The sequence below is a fragment of the Providencia sp. AGC89 genome (assembly GCF_053543535.1).
On the sequence record NZ_JBIXLP010000009.1, the window covers coordinates 14,120 to 29,844 of the forward strand.

General features: G+C 36.8%; 14 protein-coding genes. 9 read left to right on the forward strand and 5 right to left on the reverse strand.

Annotation, left to right across the window (positions count from 1 at the left end; all coding sequences use genetic code 11):
* Positions 1–26: 26 nt before the first annotated feature.
* The 5 genes from rfaQ to ACIPUA_RS04675 are packed head-to-tail and all read left to right on the forward strand — an operon-like array spanning position 27 to position 5,032.
* Positions 27–1,091, forward strand: coding sequence for a lipopolysaccharide core heptosyltransferase RfaQ (gene rfaQ / locus ACIPUA_RS04655; protein WP_042846737.1), 1,065 nt, complete (start codon positions 27–29; stop codon positions 1,089–1,091).
* Between the two features lies 1 nt (position 1,092).
* Positions 1,093–2,217, forward strand: coding sequence for a glycosyltransferase family 4 protein (locus tag ACIPUA_RS04660; RefSeq protein ID WP_181468899.1), 1,125 nt, complete (start codon positions 1,093–1,095; stop codon positions 2,215–2,217).
* Complete coding sequence (gene rfaP / locus ACIPUA_RS04665) at positions 2,210–3,007, forward strand: lipopolysaccharide core heptose(I) kinase RfaP (protein ID WP_449059323.1); 798 nt, start codon at positions 2,210–2,212, stop codon at positions 3,005–3,007. Before ACIPUA_RS04660 ends, rfaP begins: the two co-directional genes overlap by 8 nt.
* Before the next feature lie 25 nt (positions 3,008–3,032).
* The gene (locus tag ACIPUA_RS04670; RefSeq protein ID WP_449059324.1) at positions 3,033–4,043 is read left to right on the forward strand and encodes a glycosyltransferase; all 1,011 of its coding nucleotides are present in this window, start codon (positions 3,033–3,035) and stop codon (positions 4,041–4,043) included.
* Between the two features lie 11 nt (positions 4,044–4,054).
* Positions 4,055–5,032, forward strand: coding sequence for a glycosyltransferase family 8 protein (locus ACIPUA_RS04675; protein WP_166697037.1), 978 nt, complete (start codon positions 4,055–4,057; stop codon positions 5,030–5,032).
* Between the two features lie 51 nt (positions 5,033–5,083).
* Here the strand turns inward: ACIPUA_RS04675 and ACIPUA_RS04680 are convergent, their stop codons facing one another.
* Positions 5,084–6,631 (reverse strand): phosphoethanolamine transferase, encoded by a 1,548-nt coding sequence (locus ACIPUA_RS04680; protein ID WP_181468897.1) that lies wholly within the window; start codon positions 6,629–6,631, stop codon positions 5,084–5,086.
* A gap of 160 nt (positions 6,632–6,791) precedes the next feature.
* On the opposite strand from ACIPUA_RS04680, the gene ACIPUA_RS04685 reads away from it, so the two are divergent.
* Complete coding sequence (locus ACIPUA_RS04685) at positions 6,792–7,814, forward strand: glycosyltransferase family 2 protein (RefSeq protein WP_181468896.1); 1,023 nt, start codon at positions 6,792–6,794, stop codon at positions 7,812–7,814.
* Here the strand turns inward: ACIPUA_RS04685 and ACIPUA_RS04690 are convergent.
* Positions 7,798–9,075 (reverse strand): O-antigen ligase family protein, encoded by a 1,278-nt coding sequence (locus ACIPUA_RS04690; RefSeq protein ID WP_232370502.1) that lies wholly within the window; start codon positions 9,073–9,075, stop codon positions 7,798–7,800. The genes ACIPUA_RS04685 and ACIPUA_RS04690 overlap by 17 nt on opposite strands.
* 117 nt (positions 9,076–9,192) lie before the next feature.
* Here ACIPUA_RS04690 and mutM point away from each other — a divergent pair, with 117 nt between their 5' ends.
* Entirely contained in the window at positions 9,193–10,002 is an 810-nt protein-coding gene (gene mutM, locus ACIPUA_RS04695) for a bifunctional DNA-formamidopyrimidine glycosylase/DNA-(apurinic or apyrimidinic site) lyase (RefSeq protein ID WP_181468895.1), read from the forward strand.
* 10 nt (positions 10,003–10,012) lie between these two features.
* Here mutM and coaD read toward each other — a convergent pair whose 3' ends face one another.
* Positions 10,013–10,498: a pantetheine-phosphate adenylyltransferase gene (gene coaD, locus ACIPUA_RS04700; RefSeq protein ID WP_042846826.1), complete on the reverse strand. Its 486-nt coding sequence runs from the start codon at positions 10,496–10,498 to the stop codon at positions 10,013–10,015.
* A gap of 202 nt (positions 10,499–10,700) precedes the next feature.
* On the opposite strand from coaD, the gene waaA reads away from it, so the two are divergent.
* Both waaA and ACIPUA_RS04710 read left to right on the forward strand, forming a co-directional pair.
* The gene (gene waaA / locus ACIPUA_RS04705; RefSeq protein WP_042846726.1) at positions 10,701–11,981 is read left to right on the forward strand and encodes a lipid IV(A) 3-deoxy-D-manno-octulosonic acid transferase; all 1,281 of its coding nucleotides are present in this window, start codon (positions 10,701–10,703) and stop codon (positions 11,979–11,981) included.
* 199 nt (positions 11,982–12,180) lie between these two features.
* The gene (locus tag ACIPUA_RS04710) at positions 12,181–13,647 is read left to right on the forward strand and encodes a glycosyltransferase family 39 protein (RefSeq protein ID WP_166696402.1); all 1,467 of its coding nucleotides are present in this window, start codon (positions 12,181–12,183) and stop codon (positions 13,645–13,647) included.
* Positions 13,648–13,714: 67 nt separating this feature from the next.
* Here ACIPUA_RS04710 and rfaC read toward each other — a convergent pair whose 3' ends face one another.
* Complete coding sequence (rfaC, locus tag ACIPUA_RS04715) at positions 13,715–14,677, reverse strand: lipopolysaccharide heptosyltransferase RfaC (RefSeq protein WP_042846724.1); 963 nt, start codon at positions 14,675–14,677, stop codon at positions 13,715–13,717.
* Positions 14,677–15,723, reverse strand: a complete 1,047-nt coding sequence (rfaF, locus tag ACIPUA_RS04720) for an ADP-heptose--LPS heptosyltransferase RfaF (protein WP_449059325.1) — start codon at positions 15,721–15,723, stop codon at positions 14,677–14,679. Before rfaF ends, rfaC begins: the two co-directional genes overlap by 1 nt.
* Positions 15,724–15,725 lie beyond the last annotated feature (2 nt).

The window sequence follows — 15,725 nt, forward strand, 5'->3', positions numbered from 1 at the left end:
AATATAGACCTGATTAAGAGTGCCTGGTGAAAAAACAGTTTAAAAAAATTCTTGTGATCAAGATGAGGTTTCATGGGGACATGCTGCTGACTACACCTGTTATCAGCTCATTAAAACACCAATATCCTGATGCAGAAATTGATGTTTTGCTTTATCAGGAGACCATTCCCATCCTCTCTGAAAACTCTGAAATCAATGCCTTATATGGCATGGCGAGTAAAAAAAGTTCTGGATTGAGTAAAGCCTGTAATTTTATCAAGCTAATGCTAAAGCTACGTAAAAATAAATACGATTTAGTTGTTAATTTAGCTGATCAGTGGTTGGTTAGCTTATTGGTTAGGGCTATCCCTGCTGAAATGAAAATCTCTCATCAATTTACTCATCGAGATTCTCAATATTGGCGTAACAGTTTTACTCATTTGACCCCACCTGAAGGGGAACATGTTGTTGTAAATAATTTATCCGTACTTAAGCCGTTAGAAATAAAAGAATTAAAAACGCATCTAACGATGTCATACTCGGCGCAAGATTGGAAAAATATTGACGAAAAGTTATTAAGCTTAGGCGTCCATAGTAGCTATGTGGTTATCCAACCAACAGCCCGTCAACTTTTTAAGTGTTGGGATAATGAAAAGTTCTCAGCGGTCATTGATGCACTGCAGTCTCGTGGTTACCAAGTTGTTTTGACTTCAGGGCCGAGTAAAGAAGACCTTGAATGTATTAATCAGATTGCAGATGGCTGTAATACAAAACCTGTTACTGAGCTTGCGGGGAAAACAACGTTCCCTGAGTTAGGGGCTCTTATTGCTCATGCCGCTTTATTTATTGGTGTGGATTCTGCGCCAATGCATATTGCTGCAGCGGTAAACACACCTATCGTGTGCCTTTTTGGCGCGACAAATCATATTTTTTGGCGCCCTTGGAGTGATAATGTTGTTCAATTCTGGGCCGGTGACTATGAATCGATGCCACCCAGAGATGAGCTAGACCGCAATAAAAAGTATTTATCCATTATTCCAGCGTTAGATGTAATTAACGCAACAGAAAAAATGTTACCCATGAATATCCGCTCCATGATGAAAAGGTATTAATATGAATGTGGCATTCTGCTTATATAAATATTTCCCGTATGGTGGTCTACAGCGGGATTTTCTGCGTATTGCTACTGAATGCCAGTCACGTGGTCACCATGTTCGAGTGTATACCCAATCATGGGACGGTGATCAGCCTGATGGCTTTGAAATTATCATTGTACCGGTGACATCAAACACGAATCATGGCCGTAATACTCAATATTGCCATTGGGTTTTAGACCATTTGCAGCATCATCCAGTAGACCGTATTGTCGGTTTTAATAAAATGCCGGGCTTAGATATCTATTACGCTGCTGATGTGTGCTATGCCCAAAAAGTTGAGGAAGAAAAAGGTTTCTTTTATAAGCTAACCCCGCGTTATAAGCATTACGCAGCATTTGAAAAAGCTGTTTTTGCAGTGGGTAAGCCCACCCAATTATTGATGTTAACGCCACATCAAATTAGCCATTTTAAAACGCATTATGGGACAGAGAACCAACGTTTCCATATGCTTCCTCCAGGTATTGCTAAAAGTATAAAATACGACCAGCAAATACCGAATGCGAAACAGGTCTATCGCCAAAAAAATCAAATACCAGAATCTGCATTTTTATTGTTGCAAGTGGGTTCTGATTTTAGGCGTAAAGGTGTTGATAGAACATTAAAAGCGGTTGCTGCGCTCCCTGAAGATATTAAAAAAAATACGCTGCTGATGGTGGTTGGGCAAGATAAACCAGCAAAATACCAACGTTTAGCTGAAACACTTGGGATTGGGCAGCAAGTTTCTTTCTTTAGTGGTCGTAATGATATTGCCGAATTAATGGCAGCTGCCGATATATTAATGCATCCAGCTTATCAAGAAGCAGCAGGTATTGTGTTATTAGAAGCTATTACTGCAGGATTACCTATTATAGTGACGGAAGTATGTGGTTACGCTTCATTTATTGAACAAGCCCAATGCGGTATGGTTATCAAAGAACCATTTGAGCAATCAGCTTTAAACTTAGCATTAGAAAATAGCCTAAAAAATTCTGTTCAGCTTGTACAATGGGCTCGAAATGCACAGTATTTTGCAGATACAGAAGATTTGTATAGCCTACCAGAAAAGGCTGCGGATATTATTTTAGGGTGCTCAAATGATTGAATTAAAAACGCCTTTCAGTGAATTATGGAAAAATAAAGATCCATTTGTTGAAAGCGATAAATTACATGGTGAAGTCTTCCGTGCATTAGAGTCGCGTAAAACATTACGTTTTGAAATTGAAGGGCGAAGCTATTTTATAAAGATCCACTATGGCACAACACTAAAAGAAGTTTTAAAAAATCTATTTTCTTTCCGTTTACCTGTTTTAGGGGCTGATAGAGAATGGAATGCTATCCATCAACTTACTAAAGTGGGCGTTGATACTATGAATGGGCGGGCATTCGGGCAAAAAGGGCTTAACCCTCTTCGCCGACATTCATTTATTATCACTGAAGATTTGACCCCGACGGTGAGTTTAGAGGATTATTGTGCAAATTGGCTAGATGAGCCTCCGGCATTTCGTACCAAGCAAATGATTATTCGTCGGGTTGCGGACATGGTACGTAAGATGCACGCGGCAGGTATTAACCACCGAGATTGCTATATTTGCCATTTTTTACTTCATTTACCTTTTACGGGCAATGAAGACGATTTAAAAATATCCGTTATTGACTTACATCGTGCACAACTTAGAAATTCGGTTCCCATTCGTTGGCGCAATAAAGATTTAATTGGGTTATATTATTCTTCATTGAACATTGGGCTAACTCAGCGTGATATTTTTCGGTTTATGAAGGTATACTTTGAGTTGCCGCTAAGAACAATTTTGCAGCGGGAAAGAGTGTTAATAAGTAAAGTCGTTAGTAAAGCGGAAAAGATCAGAATAAGAACACAGAAACGTGGTTTGTAGAAATTAGAAATACAAGTGGATAGATATGATGAATATTGAATTTGATAGAATGATAAAAAATAAAATATCTATTGGGTATATAGATGAAGATGAATATAATGCTATCCACGTTGCTTATGGCATAGATAATAATTTTTTATATGGCTGTGGTGTTTCTATAGTTTCTCTATTAATTAATAACTTAGATAAAAAATTTATTTTTCACGTATTTATTGATAATTTAATGAAAGATGCGGATATTAAAAAGTTCCGTGAAATTTGCTCTCAGTATAATACAAGAATTATTTTGTATTTTATCGATGCAACAATTCTAAGTAACTTACCTACAACAAAAAATTGGACTCATGCTATCTATTTTAGATTTATTATTGCAGAATACTTTAAAAATAAAATTAACTATTTGCTATATCTTGATGCGGATATTATTTGTCACAGAAAAATCGATGACTTAATCCATGAAATGTTAGATGGTAAGGTTGCTGCTGTTGTTGCTGAGCGTGATGCAAGTTGGTGGAAAAATAGAGCTAACAATTTAGGCTTCCCAGAGATTTCTGCTGGCTACTTTAATAGTGGAGTGATGTATATCAACTTGGTCGTTTGGCACGAGCAGCATGTGACTAAAAATGCAGTTGATTTACTGATGAATCATTCTATTTCTGCTAAGCTGAGTTACCCAGATCAGGATGTACTCAATATATTATTAATGGGTAAGGTTGTTTACATTAAAAGTATTTTTAATACTCAGTTTAGTTTGAACTATGAGCTTAAAGATAAATTTGAATATCCTGTTAATGAACAGACTGTTTTTATTCACTATGTTGGGCCGACAAAGCCTTGGCATGAATGGGCTTGTTACCCTTCAGCAGAGCCATTTCTTAAAGCTAGAATGGCATCACCATGGCGAGATATTCCGTTGATGGAGCCAAGTAGTAGCAATTATCTGCGCTATTGTGCTAAACATAAGATAAAACAGAAAAAATACTTACAGGGGCTTATTTTTTATATTCAATACTTTGTGAGTAAAATAAAACGATAATAGGTGCTTAAGTGGATTTAATAAAAGAAAAGATAGAGCTAGGGACGAAAGGCTTTGAAGCCGATTTGAACATTGCGTATGGCGTGGATAAAGGCTTCCTATTTGGTTCTGGAATATCAATGAATTCTATTATTATCAATAATAGAGATCTTAAGCTGAAATTTAATTTGTTTACAGATTTCATAGATGATAATTTTTTAATTAAACTTAAAGAACTCGCATCTAATGATAATGTTAATATTGATGTGTATATTTTAAATGCGGATAAACTTAAAAAATTGCCTACATCACATGTATGGTCATATGCGACTTATTTTAGGTTTTTTATTTTTGATCATTTATGTAATACGCTTCCATCAATTCTTTATTTAGATGCTGATGTTTTTTGCAAGGGAAGCTTATATCACTACACAGAAATCGCGTTTCAAGATACGTATGCCGCAGTGATTCCTGATGTTCCGAATATGCAGAGCTCATGTGAATCACGATTAGAAATTCCGATGCTGAAAGATAAATATTTCAATGCAGGTGTTATTTTTCTAAATTTAAAAAAATGGAAGAGTAAAAATTTTACTGAGGTCGCGTTTAAGTTAATTACAGAAAATCATACAGGAAAACCATTGAAATATTTAGACCAAGATGCGCTAAATATTTTGTTCAATGGCAACAATATTTACCTATCAAGAGATTATAATTGCATCTATACGCTAAAAAATGAATTGGAAGGAATCAATTATAGAGACTATATTACAGACTCTACTAAGTTAATTCACTATACTGGAGCAACTAAACCTTGGCATTATTGGGGGGTAGGATATCCTTCGAGTGAGACATTTAAGATCGCCTTTGATAGTTCCCCTTGGAAAAATTGTCAATTAATTCAAGCTAAGAAAAAAGCTGAATATCAAGAAAGGTATAAGCATGAATTTCATCAGAGTAAATTCATTACGGGTATAACTAGCTTAGTTAAATACAAATTATTTAAATAAAAATGACAGGGAGCACAGTATTAATTAGCGGCTCCCTTTTTTTAGTTTAAGTTATTTACCCTGAATATTAATAACCTCATCATTGTCTTGCCGTAATTGTTTATATTTTTCTCTTGGATTATAGTTCTCATCATTTTTTGATGAAAATAAGCTATAGTTTTTATCTAATTGGGGGGTGTTGATTCCTAACCAGTTAGCTAGGCCTTCAGTAAAGGATAAACCTGACTTTTGTACTTTAATATATTTTTTTAGCATATCATCAGAAGATATTCTTATTAATGGAATATCTAATATTTTAGTTGATGAATGGCTTAAGCTCATCTTGAATTTATTATCAACTATACTATGAGATAAACCATGGTCAGAGAAATATAAAATAGAAAATGTACGTCCATTTTTTCTTTCTTGGGTACGCAAGGTATCATATATTTCATTAATTAACTTATCTGTTTTTTCGATACTTGCAACATAACAAGAAATATTTTTATATTTTTCATCTTTTGTAATATATTTATTTTCATAATCTTCAATTCTGGCACAGGTATCGGGATGTGAGCCATATAGATGAATGATAAATAACCGTTTTTGCTTTTTATCAGTTTTTAAATGTAGTTCTGTCTTAAAATAATCTACTAGCTTAAAATCACTTGAATTATCAGAATTATAAGCACCAATTTTAATGAATTTTTTAACATCACTTCTAGCAGCAATAAAGCTAATTGGTGTGTCGTATTCACCGATAAAACCCTGATTTGAAAGCCAGAATGTTTTAAAACCTGCAGACTTTGCTAGGTCAATGAAATTTAATCCGTAATTCGGTGTCCAGTTATCCTTATAAGGGTATGTTAGCATGAGCCGTAGAGATGATATTGTATTGACTCCTGGGGCTGTTAAACCATCAATAATAGTTGCGTTTACACGAGATAAAAACGGTGTATTATTGATTGGGTAACCATAAATTCCCATGTAGTCCCTTCTGACACTCTCACCGATAATCAATACATAGTCATCATAAGATGTTGTATCATTATTGAGAATAGGTGTACTCCAGTTGCTTTTTTTAGTGTATGGGCTTAAGGTTTCGAGCTCTTTTTGTAAGCTATTAATTGATTGATAACCATTGTTAAATATTTTAAAAGGAGCTTGGTCAATTAACGAAATCATAACTAGACATATAATTAGCGACTTATTTTTATAAAATTTAATATCTTTAGCACTAATTATTTTTTTAAATATAATGAAGCCTATAAGAATAACTAGACTTGATAAGTAGTTCTTTAATGGTATTTGAGTGAAGAATTCGAATGTTTCTAAAGCATCGGTAGCGACTATAGAAGCGAGATATTGATAGGTAGGAGAGCCAAATGTGAGTCCTATAGGGGTATATAAAGCATATACAGTTATAATGATAGAACCGACGACCCAGTATGCTTTTTTTGATGAGCTTAATATAATAAAAAATAGACATATTAACGTTATATCTCTAATACTTGGGTGTGAAATCCCTGAGCCTTTTAACATCATTTTAGAAAAAATGATTAAGATTATTAGTGCAAATATACTAAAAAATATTTTTTTTATATCAAATTTGTTTATCATGGCTGTATGTCTAAGGTTTTAAGATAACGACTAAAATTATTTAATATTATGGCTTTATTTATACTAATTTAGTATATTTTAGTGGCTATAATTGAGAAGATGGTAGAAAGTACAAGTAGTATTTTTTTGGAACACTCATGGTATTTTACTGGGAAACTTAATGAATAATCAATCTTTTCTTATGAAAAATGACGCAGCTAGAAGTGAACCTTTAGTAACTATCATTATACCTGTATACAATTCCAGTGATTTTATCTTAGATACTATTAATTCTATTATCATTCCTGATGATTGTCATGTGGAAATTATCATTGTTGATGATGGCTCAACGGATGATACCGTGAGAATTATTAATCACTATTTTGGTATTAATCAAGTGATTAAAATTATCTCAGTTCCAAATGGTGGTGTTTCAAAAGCAAGAAATATCGGTATTCAGAATGCTCAAGGTGAATTTATTTGTTTTTTAGATAGTGATGACCAGTTTGAACCTAGTTTTTTATCTATTCTGATTAAGGAAATGAAGGAAAACAAGGTTGATGTACAGCTTTGTGGGTATTATAAGCATTATGTGAACAATATAGATAAACAACCTAAATCGTATTATGATACTCAATTGTTACTCAGATATTTATCTGAAGATATCTCTTTTCATATAGGTTCAATGTTAATAAAGAAATCATTTCTTGATGAAAATAATATATTCTTCAATGAAAAACTATTCTTTGGCGAGGATATTTTATTTATTTGTCAATTGCTAGCATTAGCGGAATGCAAAATGAGCCTAGACTATTTATATCACCATAATTACAGGAAAGATTCATTAACGACTTCAATATGGGACAATGATGATTATCTTCATGATATCTACGCTATGCAGACCCTTAGCAAAGAAATAAAAAAAATTTATGAAGGTGAAGACAAAGACGAAGTTTTTAATAAGCTGAGTAATATGGTTACTAATAGAAAAATTAGATACTTATGGAAGTTGTTTTTAAGTAAAAAATACAGCTTATTGAAAGAGCTATGTGATGCAAATTTTTTGGATTCACAGGAATATATCCAAGCAGAGGAACTACCAGTTAAATACAAAAAAAGAATGATGGTATTCAAGTTAAATAACATCACTCTTTGGAAAATAATTAGATTGTTTAACTTTAAAAAAGTTAGGTCTCATTTATAGCAGTCTGTTGATTATATTGATAACTCAAAATTAGAATAAGTGCTAGGCACCAAGATAAAGAAACCTGAGTCGATATAATTAATGTATCACTAAAGCCTAAAATGATTAAGCTAATTGAAAAACCTAATAAAAAAGGATTTTTACTATACTTAAGCGCATAGAAAATGATAGCAAAATAGAATGCCAAAGTTAATAGTATGCCATTAACCCAGCCTTTTGTTGATAATGTTTCAATTAGGTCATTATGCAAATGTGCATGAAAATGATTTCTGGCTCCTTGCAGGCTTTTATCGGCTTTAGCAAGTGTAATTATTTTACTATTACGTTCCTCTGCGGATTGCCAAAATAAATTATCACTTGAAGAATAAATGCCTGCTTTGATCATTGCTAGTCGATCACCGACTGAAGATTTTTTACCTTCTTCTATATATAGCACAATTTCATGACTAGCTTGAGTCATTCTACTGGAAATAGTATCTTTAAAAACCAGAATACAGGATAAGATTATCAAAAAAGGGAGCACAAATTTCTTTTTATTGACAGTTTTAACTTTATTACTATAAAGAATAAAGATTAAAATTGAGACAAAAGGATATAGGAGTATGCCTGCTCTAGTTTCGGTTAAAATAATAATCAGGTAAGTCAATACTAGTGATAAAAAGTAAAAACTATAATTAAACTTTAATTTTGATTGTAGAAATACGGCTTGCGTATAGATTGATAAAAATATAATAGAATATGCTGCACCAGTTGCATTAGATGCATTACTAAAAGATAATTCAACGCGTGGATAGTGTAGGTAGAAAGCTTGATAAATGGCATAAGAAAAAATGCCTATTTGGATAATAAAAGCAGAAAAAACATATAGCTTATTTATAATAATTGATTTTTTTTGTTTATTTGTAAACAAAAGAATAAAACTACAAAAAATAGCTATTTTGCCCATTTGGAAATAACCGTAATATACATTTTTGTAGATGGAATCATCTGTTTTATATAACTCAACCCAAGCTAAATTAGACAGTCCTATTAGGAATAATGGGACTGATATTATTAAAATATTACTACGTAAATAATATTTCGGATATATCAATGCTATAATTATTGATATAATTCCTGTTAGATTAAATATTTTACTAGTGATATTTGGCTTATAGGGAAGTAATATTATAGATATAATGCAAAGAATAAATATTATAGTAGGTGAATATTTATGTATTGATTGCTGTATCTTTTTGCTTTCCAAAAAAAATTTTTTCATAAAAATATTGACTCTATAATTATTATATAAGCTAGGCTACTGTATTAGGATAACCTATGTTATATAAACAGAAAAGCAAGAAATTAATTTAGATATTCAGAAAACTATGAGGGTGTTATGCCAGAACTACCAGAAGTCGAAACAAGCCGTCGTGGTATCGAACCCCATTTGGTTGGTAATACAATCTCTTATGCCATTGTACGTAACGGTCGTTTACGTTGGCCAGTTAGTGAACAAATTAAAAGTTTATCAGATGAAGCGGTTTTGAGTGTTCAACGTCGCGCTAAGTATTTGCTGATTGAATTGCAAACAGGGTGGATTATTGTACATCTTGGTATGTCTGGTAGTGTCCGAATTTTAACGGAAGAATTACCTGAAGAAAAACATGACCATGTAGACCTCATTATGCGTGATGGCAAAGTACTTCGCTATACCGACCCTCGTCGTTTCGGTGCTTGGCTTTGGTGTGATGACTTAGAAACCAGCTCTATACTTGCGCATTTAGGTCCTGAACCGCTATCTGATGCTTTTAATCCTCACTATCTTTATGAATTAGCTCAAAAAAAGAAAGTCGCTATCAAGCCTTGGTTAATGGATAACAAAGTTGTAGTTGGTGTTGGTAATATTTATGCTAATGAAGCCTTATTTGCGGCAAAAATCTCACCCGAAAAAATTACCAATACACTAACTTTGGAAGAGGTTACTGAATTAGTTCAACAAATTAAAAAAGTTTTACAGCGCTCTATCGAACAAGGTGGCACAACGTTGAAAGATTTTTTGCAGTCGGATGGTAAGCCGGGCTACTTTGCTCAAGAGCTGTTCGTGTATGGCAAAAAAGGCGAACCCTGTTCAATGTGTGGAACACCAATTGAAAGTATTAAACAGGGCCAACGTAGCACCTTTTTTTGCCCGCAATGCCAAAAGTAGTAGGTACTTACTATTTTTTATTGAGCTTCTTTAACATTGCCTCAGCAACGACTGGGGGCAAGAAAGAAGAAATATCACCATCATGAAGTGCAACATCCTTTATTAAAGATGAAGAAACAAAGGATAAACTTTGTGATGGTAATAAAAATACGGTTTCTAAATCCGGCACAAAGTGGCGGTTCATATTTGCCAGTTGCCACTCATACTCAAAATCGGCGACCGAGCGAACACCCCGAATGAGAATATTGGCCCCATTCTTTTGTGCAAAATTTGCCATTAGTTCAGAAAAACCAACGACTTCTACATTATTAAGATGAGAAGTGACTTCTTTAGCAAGAGCAACACGTTCATCAAGGGAGAACATCGGGTTCTTTCGTTGGCTATTAGCAATAGCGAGTAGGACATGGTCAAACATTGCTGCTGCACGAGTAACAATATCAACATGTCCAGATGTAACCGGGTCAAACGTACCAGGGTAAATAGCCTTGTGTTTCATGGCGATAGTATCTCTTTGTTTGCTATTACTTATTCGAAAAAACAGCATGAATAAGCGTTGATAGTAATTAACATTATCGGCTATCTGGCATGGTTGCAACTGTAGATAGTGGTCTGTTATCATTTTTAGGTGCATATTCTGCACACTTTTATTTGAGCTTTATGCTAAGATAGCGCCAATTTTGGTAAGTGAATCAGAACGAATGTTATTGCTGCGTTTATATCAGGTACTTCTTTATCTTATCCAGCCATTTATATGGGTTCGCCTATTGCTGCGCAGCCGTAAAGCGCCTGCGTATCGTAAACGGTGGGGCGAGCGCTATGGTTTTTGCGCGGGGAAAGTAAGGCCTCAAGGTATTTTGCTCCATTCAGTCTCTGTTGGGGAGACTCTCGCGGCGGTTCCTCTTGTTCGCGCACTTCGCCATCACTATCCCTCATTACCAATTACTGTGACGACGATGACGCCAACTGGCTCTGAGCGTGTACTTTCTGCTTTTGGTGATGATGTTGACCACGTTTACTTGCCTTATGACCTTCCCGGTTCAATGCGCCGTTTTCTTAAACAAGTAGACCCTAAACTTGTGATTATCATGGAAACTGAGTTATGGCCAAACATGATAAATCAGCTCCATAAACGTAAAATTCCTTTGGTTATTGCTAATGCACGGTTATCTGAGCGTTCCGCTCGGGGGTATCAAAAGCTCGGCAATTTTGTAAAACGGATGCTGCGTAATGTCACGATAGTTGCTGCCCAGCACCAGGAGGATGGCGAGCGCTTTGTTCAACTTGGGTTAAGGCGAATGCAATTGAATGTGACGGGGAGCTTAAAGTTCGATATTTCTGTGACACCTGAATTGGCTGTTAGGGCAATAACATTGCGTAGGCAATGGGCTGCTCACCGCCCTGTTTGGATTGCTACGAGTACACACGAAGGTGAAGAAGCAATTGTATTAGAAACACATCAAAAATTGTTAGCACGCTTTCCTGACTTACTATTAATTTTGGTTCCTCGTCATCCTGAACGTTTTGCCAAAGCAGAGGAACTCACTCAAAAAGCAGGTTTAACATTTATTCGCCGTAGTGCCAATACTGTCCCAACATCTGATATACAAGTGGTTATTGGCGATACGATGGGGGAGTTAATGCTGCTATACGGTATTGCGGATATTGCATTTGTTGGGGGAAGTTTAGTTGAAACAGGGGGGCATAACCCTCTTGAAGCCGCTGCTCATGCTTTACCTGTTTTAATGGGGCCTCATACGTTCAATTTCAAAGATATCTGTGGGAAATTAAAACAAGCAGATGGTTTAATTACGGTAACAGATAGTGAATCGATGGTTCAAGCCGTGACCAGTTTGCTTTCTGATGAAGATTACCGGTTATATTATGGTCGACATGCTGCAGAAGTGCTGCATGAAAATCAAGGGGCCTTACAGCGCCTCTTGAAATTACTGCAACCTTATTTGCCTCCGAAAGAACAATAGTCGTCAATAAAGTCTTTTCTTGAGTAGAAACTTGAACATTACAGCAATAAACTGTGAATATTTCATGGCATACCTTAGTATTATTCCTAAACTATAGTAGACTGCACCGTTTATTATTGAGCCGTTCTAGTTTGGTTTATTGCACTTGAAGTCGCGCCCAAATGGAATGTTGAAATTTTTTCTTATCTTTTAAGACTATATGCCTGCTATCAATCAATCAATATCAAATAAATATGTCTATCTATGGGTTATAGGCTACGCTATCGCTTGGATCTTAGCGAGTTTCTATTTTGACCCAACGGTACCTTATGACACTGTAGAAGCAGTGAATTGGGGAATGAATGGCGAATGGGGCTCCCCTAAAAACCCATGGTTTGTTGGGGTATTGATGTGGCCTGCAATTTATTTAGGGATATCATATAGCTTCTATTGGTATTTTATCCATTTTGCGGGTATTGCATTTGGTTTGCTTGGTGTGTGGAAACTCGCTTTTCATTTAACAGGGCGTCGTGACCTAGCTTGGTTTGCGATGCTGATGTTAAATTTATCAGGTGTAATTAATTTCGATATCATCCCATATAATGATAACTATATTTTAGTGACTTTATGGCCATGGACTATTTACTTCTTTCTACGCGCTGTAGATGACAACCCTGCATGGTGGCTACCTTTTGCCTTGTTTGCAGGGTTGGCCACGATGGGGAAATACTCAACTTTAGCTTTAGTTGGCTCTGTTTTCTTGTTAACACTATTTGTAAAGCAGGTTCGCCAAAGTTATCGCCACCCCGTGTTTTATCTCGCAATTGCCCTTTGGTTTGGGCTGGTATTACCGAATTTCTTTTGGTTAATGGCGAGTGATTTTTCTGCGTTTAAATGGGTTGATTCGCAAATTGACCCTGGTTTCAATTTGCATACAACTCAAGCTGCGCTTAGTGTTTTTTACCCACTAATCATTGCTGCTGTGATCGTTTATCGTGGTGGCGGTAAGTTAGGCTGGCCGAAACCTATTGCCAATAGAATGGCTAATTTTATTATCTTATTTCCACTTATTGTGATTTATGGCTGGTTTTCATTCCATGATGGCGGTCGGATCACCGAATGGTTACAACCATTTATGGCCGTTTGCGCACCGTTATTTGTTGGTTCGATCACGGTGCTGCCGAAAAAAATCTTTAAAAAATCATTAGTGGGCTTTGCCGTTTTTGGTGCTTTAGTGTTAGTCGGGTATATCACGGTGCAAGCGGCAAACATCCGTGGAGCAGGGCAAAAATTTATTGGTGTCAAAGACCTGATTGCAGAAGGTGAGCAACGTTGGTATCAGCGATATGGTACGCCAGTTAAATATGTTGGTGGGGAAGATAACCAGTATCAATGGTTTATCATTTACGCAAAAGATAGACCGCATGTGATCCAACCTTGGTCGATGGAAAAACATATGCCACCAAATGTATATAATCGTGATATTACCGAAGCGGAAATTCGCCAGCATGGTGCATTGCTACTCGGCAAAAAATATGATGATTGTGCCCATGAGAACTTTGCTAAAGTACGTAAGTTTTGGCCGCAATTTACGATAGAAAAAGAAGATGTGATTTACCGTTCTGAACCGGATGCCGCACCTGAAACTATGTGCTTTGGGTTTATTGCGCCGGAACAAAAGAAATAAAAGGGTTTAAATTTATGTCATTAAGCGGTCGGTTGACCGCTTTTTATCAATTTAGTTATGACTTTGATTAGAGATATCGGGCTAGTTGCCGATAAACATCAAGAGCTTGAATACTCGCCATCGTATTTTCAGGAGGCTTAATGGTATTCTGCCCTTGCCCATATCCCCCTATCAACCCTGGGTCAGTGGGCCCAAACAGGGTGAAATTGGGTTTATCAAGCGCAGCAGTCAAATGGCTAAGCCCAGTATCGACAGAAACCACTGCTTTAGCATTAGCAATTTGTTGTGCAACCTCAGCTAAAGTCAGTTTTGGCAATACCTCGACAAAATCAAAGCCTTTCGCTAACCGCTCTGCACGTTGTTGCTCATGAGGCGCACCCCACGGCAGTTTAATTTGAATACCACTATTCGCCATTAAGCTAATGAGTTCTCGCCAGTTTTCTTCTGGCCAGTGTTTATCATCGCGGGTTGTTGAATGCAAAAAGACGACGTAAGGGCTTTGCCCATCTTCAGATGATTGCAAAAAATGGCGTGCAATGGCGTAATCCCCTTGCTGTGTTGGGCAATCATAGCTAAGGCTTTTGGCAAACAGTTGGCGGATGCGTTCGACAGCATGTTGTTGTTTACTAATTGCATAACGGTGGTCATAGAACCAACTGGCTAACGGCTCGCGAATACTATGGCGGTCGTACCCATGCTTGTCACCTTTTGCTAAACGGGTGACAAGAAAAGCGCTCTTTAATAACCCTTGAGCATCAATGATGGCGTCATACTGTGTTGCTTGTAATTTCTTGCGAAATTCTGCGCGTTCGGCCCTGATCGGTGCAGAAAACCAATTTTTTCGCCAGCGGCGAATGGCCACAGGGATCACTTGGTTAACGGCACTGTGCCATGTCGGAATTTGCGCGAAGCCTTCCTCAACGACCCAATCGAATTGGATACCGGGTATGGCTTGTTGTGCATCGGTCAGTGCTGGTAATGAGTGTAAAACATCTCCCATTGAAGATGTCTTGACTAATAATACTCTCATTATTCAATACCTATATTTAACCGAGCTAATGCATCGATAACTAATTGAGGTTGGATATCAATCAAACTTTGGTGATAACCACTTTCACCGTCACCTTTACGCACTTTGTGATACCCCGTAATTAGGCGGATCACTTCTGCTTTATCTGATAATGGCGGGGTGAAATCAGGGCTACTTGGGCCATATAAGGCGATAAGAGGTTTACCTAGCGCTGCTGCGACATGCATCAAACCAGAGTCATTACTGACAACGGCGGTACAGGCATCGATCAGATTCACAGCTTGTTCTAAAGATGTTTTTCCTGAAAAATTATGGCAATGTAATTTTGCATCATCAGTCAGCTCTAAACGAATGGCTTCACCGGCTTCGTGGTCTTTTTGTGAACCAAATAGCAGCACCTGATAGCCTTTTTCGCTTATTAATGTTTGAGCGAGAGAAGCGTAGTGATAGTGAGGCCAACGTTTGGCTGGCCCGAACTCTGCACCAGGGCAAAAACCAATAATAGGGCGAGAACCATCAACCCCAAAAGTTTGCAGGGTTTCAGTGACTTCTTGCGGCACTGTCACCAGTTTAGGCGGTAAAATTGGTGTCGGAATATCGGAAGCTGATTGAATAGTTTGCTTATCATAAGCTAGAGCAACATATCGCTGCACCATTAAAGGAAAAGCGTCTTTATTTAGTGGGCGAATATCATTGAGTAGACCATAGCGCATTTCTCCCCGCCACCCGGTTCTTTTGGGGATTCTTGCAAAGAAAGGCACAAATGCAGACTTCAAAGAATTGGGTAACACAATAGCTTGATCATAGCCATTTGCTTGCAAACTTTTGCCTAATCGACGACGTTCACCAATTTCAAGTACCCCATGGCCTAGCGGCATAGGAATTGCGTTACTGACTTCGGGCATTTTGGCAAGTAAAGGGCGACACCATTGTGGCGCCATCACATCAATCTGCGCATGGGGCTGTAACGCCTTTATTGTGCGATAAAGGCTCTGTGACATCATCATATCCCCTACCCAAGAAGGGCCGATCACCAATATTTTCATAA